The organism is Methylobacterium sp. J-072 (assembly GCF_022829425.1).
In the GTDB taxonomy this organism is placed as follows: Bacteria; Pseudomonadota; Alphaproteobacteria; order Rhizobiales; family Beijerinckiaceae; genus Methylobacterium.
In genome coordinates this window covers 1-4,898 of sequence record NZ_JAKSYK010000178.1, presented here as the reverse complement: position 1 = coordinate 4,898, position 4,898 = coordinate 1, and the positions used below count along the sequence as shown (strand labels likewise).

Genomic DNA, 4,898 nt, shown 5'->3' with positions numbered 1-4,898 from the left:
GGCGGGCCAACGGATCTTCGGCCGAGCTCTTTGAGCCGGCGCGAGTTTTGAAGGTGGAATTGCGCGTTGGCGTGGCGGAGTGCGCCCCGATCATTGGTCGAACCGGTCTGTGCGCATCCCCCTCCCCTCTGCGGGGGAGGGTGGCCCCCGGAGGGGGTCGGGAGAGGGGCAGCGCGACAGCTCAGGATGGCGTTGTGACCGTCATGTCCGTTCTGCCTCTTTCGGACGCCGGGCTCCCCTCTCCCGACCCCTGCTGACGCAGGGGCCACCCTCCCCCGCAGAGGGGGGAGGGAGCGCGTGTGTCGGGTCTCGACAGTCAGATCCCAGAGGGCGAGCCGAAAAGCCCCCTACCACTCGTACTCCGCCCCGACGCCCAGGCTGGTCCGGCCGTCGCTCCCCGCCTCGCCCTTCAGCTTGATCCGCCGGGTGACGTCGAAATCCACGCCCACCGCCGTGTCGGCCGGCTTGGCGCCGGCCTTCACGCCCACGCTGACCCGGTCCGAGATGTAGCGCGAGGCACCGAGCGCCGGGCCGCCGCTGGCGCCCGTGGAGACGTCAAGGCTGTCGAGCCCAAGCCCCTTGCGGGCCTGCTCGAACACGTCCGGGCCGGCGGCCCCGCCCGAGAGCTGCGCCACGGCCTGGGCGAGCTGAAGGGCCTGGAACGGCGACAACCCACCGGCCGCCTTCTTGAACAGCAGGCGCGACAGGATCTCGTCCTGGGGCAGCACCGGATCCGAGGTCAGGCTGAATTGCGGCGCGTCCGCGTAGCCGCTCACCGCCACCCGGGCAGTGACGTCGCCGGCCTTGGTCTCGGCGGCGAAGTCCAGTTCCGGCGTGGCCAGGCTGCCCGCGAAGGTCAGGTTGCCGCGGCTGAAATCGAGGCGCTGCCCGACGAGCTGGAACACCCCGCGCCGCAGGCCGAACCCGCCCACCGCGTTCGGTGCCCGAGAGGTGCCGGTGACCCGGAGCGACCCGCCGAGCTCGGCATCGATGCCGCGTCCGCGCACGAAGATCCGGCTCGGCGCGTCGATCCGCACGTCCAGGGTCGCGTCGAACGGGACGGCGGGTTTTTTGGATCTTTTCCCGGGCGCAGTCGCCGCCTTCCGGTCGGCCCGTTGCGCCAGGCGGGCTCGGGCCTCGGGCGGCGTGTTGACGTGGCGCACGCCCGGCAGCGGCCTGACCGTGGCGGGCAACCGATCGGGCACGGCCACGTCGATCGACACGATATCGACCCGGCCGGTGATGCGCGGCGTCCGGGCCAGCGGGCCGGCCAGGTTGAGATCGACGCTCGACACCGCGGTCATCAGCGGGCTGGAGACCAGCTCCGCCTTGTCGGCGGTGACGTGGAACTGGCCGGGGAAATCCGGCTCCAGGGCGACGCGCCCGGTGACCGAAAGGCGGCCGCCGTTGCGGGCCGAGGCGGTCAGGCGCTCGACCACGAGGCTGTCGCCCCGGCCGGTCACGCGGCCGTCGATGTCGGTGAGGCGGATGCCGTTGAGCGGGTCGGTGAAGCTGCCGCCGGTCAGTACCGCCGAGCCCTGCGCCCGGGGCGCCGCCAGGGTGCCGGTGACGCCGCCGTCGATGGCGATCCGCCCGGTGACGCTCTGGCCGCCGACACTCAGCAGCGTGTTAGCCAGCGACGCATCAAGGGTGCCGCGGGCGCGCAGGTTCAGCGGGCCCCCGGGCTCTACGGGCAGCGCGCCCGCCACCGTCAGGGCGACGCCCTTCCCGGCCGTGACCCGACCGTCGAGGCTGGCCTGCCCGTCCGACAGGGTTCCCTTGGCGCTGGCATCCACCGGCGGCAGGCCGGCTTGGCGGGTCTGCGGCGCGACGAGCTTGGAGACCGTGAGCGCGTAATGGCCCTCCGGGCTCGCGGCCGGTCCGTGCAGGTCGGCGTCGCCGTCCAGCGTGCCCGAGAGGGCGAGGTCCGGGACGGCGATCCGGGCGAGCGACAGGGGCAGCGCCCGGATCGCCACCTTCAGGTCGAGATCCTGGCCGGCCCGGCCCGAGACCGCGACCCGGCCTGAGCCGGCCGCGATCGACAGCCCGTCGATCACCGCGCCGCCGTCGCGCAGGGTGATGCTGGCCGGTCCGGTGAGAGCGAAACGGTCGCCGCCGCGGGCGGCGGAGAAACGCTGGATGTCGATGCGCGTGTCGTCGGCCGGCACCAGCCGGACCGCCCCGTCGAGGGTGAAGCCGCGCGCCTTGGCGGACAGCGTCACGTCGCTGCCCGTCGGGCTACCGAGCGCGGCGAGCCGGACCGTATCGATCTGTTGGCCGGCGGCCAGCAGCCGGTCGGCGTCGAGGCGCCCGTCGAGGACCGGATGAGCGCGCAGGTTGCGGCCCTTCAGGTCGGCGTCGAGGCGGTTGAGCGCGTAGTCGCCGTAGCGCAGGGCGGCGCCGGTGGCCCGGATCGCGGCGTCCTGGCGGCCGCCGTCGCGGGCGAGGGTCACCGTGGCGTCGAGCTGCCCGGCCATGGGTTCGGGGGCGAGCGGAGAAATGTCGGCGAGATTGGCCGCCTTCACGGACAGCGTTCCGGCCGACAGCCAGGTCTCTGCCGCCACCACGGCGTTGCCCGCGACGGCTACCGAGCCGAGGTTGAGGTCGAGCCGGTCGAGCACCCAGTCGGGTCCGGCCTTCGCCACGTGGGCGCCGCCGCGCAGGGCCTTGCCGGCGACCTCGCCGGAGAGTTTCAGGGTCCCGTCCGGCGCCAGCAGCGCGTCGGTCAGGATCGCCTCCGCGCGTAGGTCGCGGATCGGTTTCCCGTCTGCGGTCGCGGCGGGCGCCGAGACGGTCGCCGTGAGTTGCGGATGTTCCAGGGAGCCGGTCATGCGCGCGTCGATGCCGGCGCGGCCGGTCAGGCGGCCGTCGAGATCGGACAGGCTCTTGAGGTCGATGCGGCCCGTGACATCGGCCGTCGCCGAGGTCGCCTCGCCCTGCAGGGTCGCGGTCAGGCCGGCGCCCTCCAGGCGCAGATGGTCGAAGCCGTAGCCGTCATACGATTGCGACACCCGGCCCTGAAGCGTCGGCGCGCGGCCGAGCACCCGGTCGGCCGCCGCGATCCCGGTGGCGAGCCTGGCGCTGGTGACGGTGAGGTCGGCCGCCAGTGCTTTCCGGGCCGGATCGCCGCTGAGCCGGGCCTTGGCGTCGAGGCTGCCGGCGAGCCCGCGCCCGGCGAGGCCGGAGAACACGGAAAGATCCGGCAGCGCGGCGTCCAGCGTGCCGGTCAGCGTGTTTTGGCCGACCCGGCCGGCATAGCTCGCCTTGGCTGTGTCGGACTCGACCCGGAGGCTGGAGACGTCGATCACCCCGTCCGGTCCGGAGGCGGCCCGCAGGGTCAATTGCGCGCGGCTGCCGAGGGCGCGGCGCAGGGCCGGATCGGCCAGGCGCAGGCCCTCGACCTTGCCGTCCGCCGTGATCACGAAACGCTGGGCGGAGGGGTCGCCCTGGGGCTCGACCCCGAGGCGCGCCTCGACCCGCTCCAGGGCGGAATCGCGGCTGCGCAGGCCTCCCGCGTCGAGAGTGCCCCGCACGGTCGGCGCGGTGATCGGCCCCTTCACGTTGCCGTCGAAGACCAGTTTTTCGATCTCGGCCTCGCCGGCCTTGGTCACCGCGCCCTCGGTGGGCAGAGCCCGGGCCTGGAGGGTCAGGTCGGCGACCCGGTCCTTGCTCAGGGTGCCGCCGGCGGCGAGTCGCGCGGTGCGCGAGGTCAGCTCCAGTCGGTCGATCCGGAAGGCGCCGCTATCCGCGAAGGCGAAGCCGCCGTCGAGCTTGGTCGTGCCGGCGAAGACCGACGCGGCCGGACCCGGCACGAGGCCTTCGATCCGCGCGGCGAGGTCGAGCGCCAGCCGGCGCTCGGCGCCGATCCGGGAGATCTTGGCCCCGCCCTTGGCGCCGATATCCGGGCCGGCGGCGAAATCGAGATGGGCGTTCCAGGCATCGAGCGTGCCGGTGCCGGCCAGCTCGAAATCGATCGGCGGCGTGCCGGGGACGTTGGCCGCCTTCGACAGCAGGCCGCCCGCCGGCTCGACGAGGTTGGCCGTCAGCTCCAGTTTGTCGCCTTGCGGCACGTAGACGAGGGAGAGCAGGAAGCGCCCGGCGGCGTCGAGGCGCTGGGCCCTGGCCTGCAGGTCGAGTCCCTCGCTCGCCGCCCCGAGCCGGGCCTTGCCCTCGGCCGAGAGCCGGGCCGGCTGGCCGGCGACCGGCTCGCCCAGCACCAGCTCCGCCAGCTTGAACCCCTTGATCTCGACCTTCACGGGCAGGTCGGGCAGCAGCTTGCCGTCGGGCTTGGCCTCCGGCGGGGTCGGGCCCGGGATCGGCCGGCGCAAGACCTCGATCCGTCCGATCTCCAGGCTGTCCACCTCCAGACGGCCGGACAGCAGCGCCAGGCGCCGCCAGATGATCCGGGCCCGGTCCATCTTCAGCCACACGCCGTCGCGGTCGCTCACCGCCACGTCGCGGATGGTGGCATCGGAAGAGAGCGCGCCATCCACCGCGCCGATCGCCACCCGCGACGACGGCGTCGAGAGCGCCCGGGACAAGAGCCCGCCGAGCACGGATTTTTCCGCGTCGTCGGCGTGGGTCGGGATGGTGGTGGGGATCAGGAGGGTGACGAGAAGCGCGAGGCAGGCCACGATGAGCGCGACTTCCCTCCCCCCTCTGCGGGGGAGGGAGACCCCCGGGAGGCGTCCCGTCACGGGAACACCGCATCCGTAGAAAACGCGTCGGCAGCCACAAGCTGCGGCGCCGCGCGGCCCCCCTCCCGGCCCTTGCTGGGGCCGGGGCGACCCTCCCGCTCCGCGGGGGGCGGACGAGCGTCGGGGTCGTAGCGGTCGCCCGAAACCGTCCGCAAGTGCACACGTCTGCCCCAGGCTGACATACCTGGAGGCCGGACGGCC

Annotated in this window: 1 protein-coding gene; it reads right to left on the bottom strand. The window is 73.7% G+C overall.

Annotated features, from left to right (window positions below):
* Positions 1–347 precede the first annotated feature (347 nt).
* Positions 348–4,637, bottom strand: a complete 4,290-nt coding sequence (locus tag MKK67_RS21405; RefSeq protein WP_409568427.1) for a translocation/assembly module TamB domain-containing protein — start codon at positions 4,635–4,637, stop codon at positions 348–350.
* Positions 4,638–4,898 lie beyond the last annotated feature (261 nt).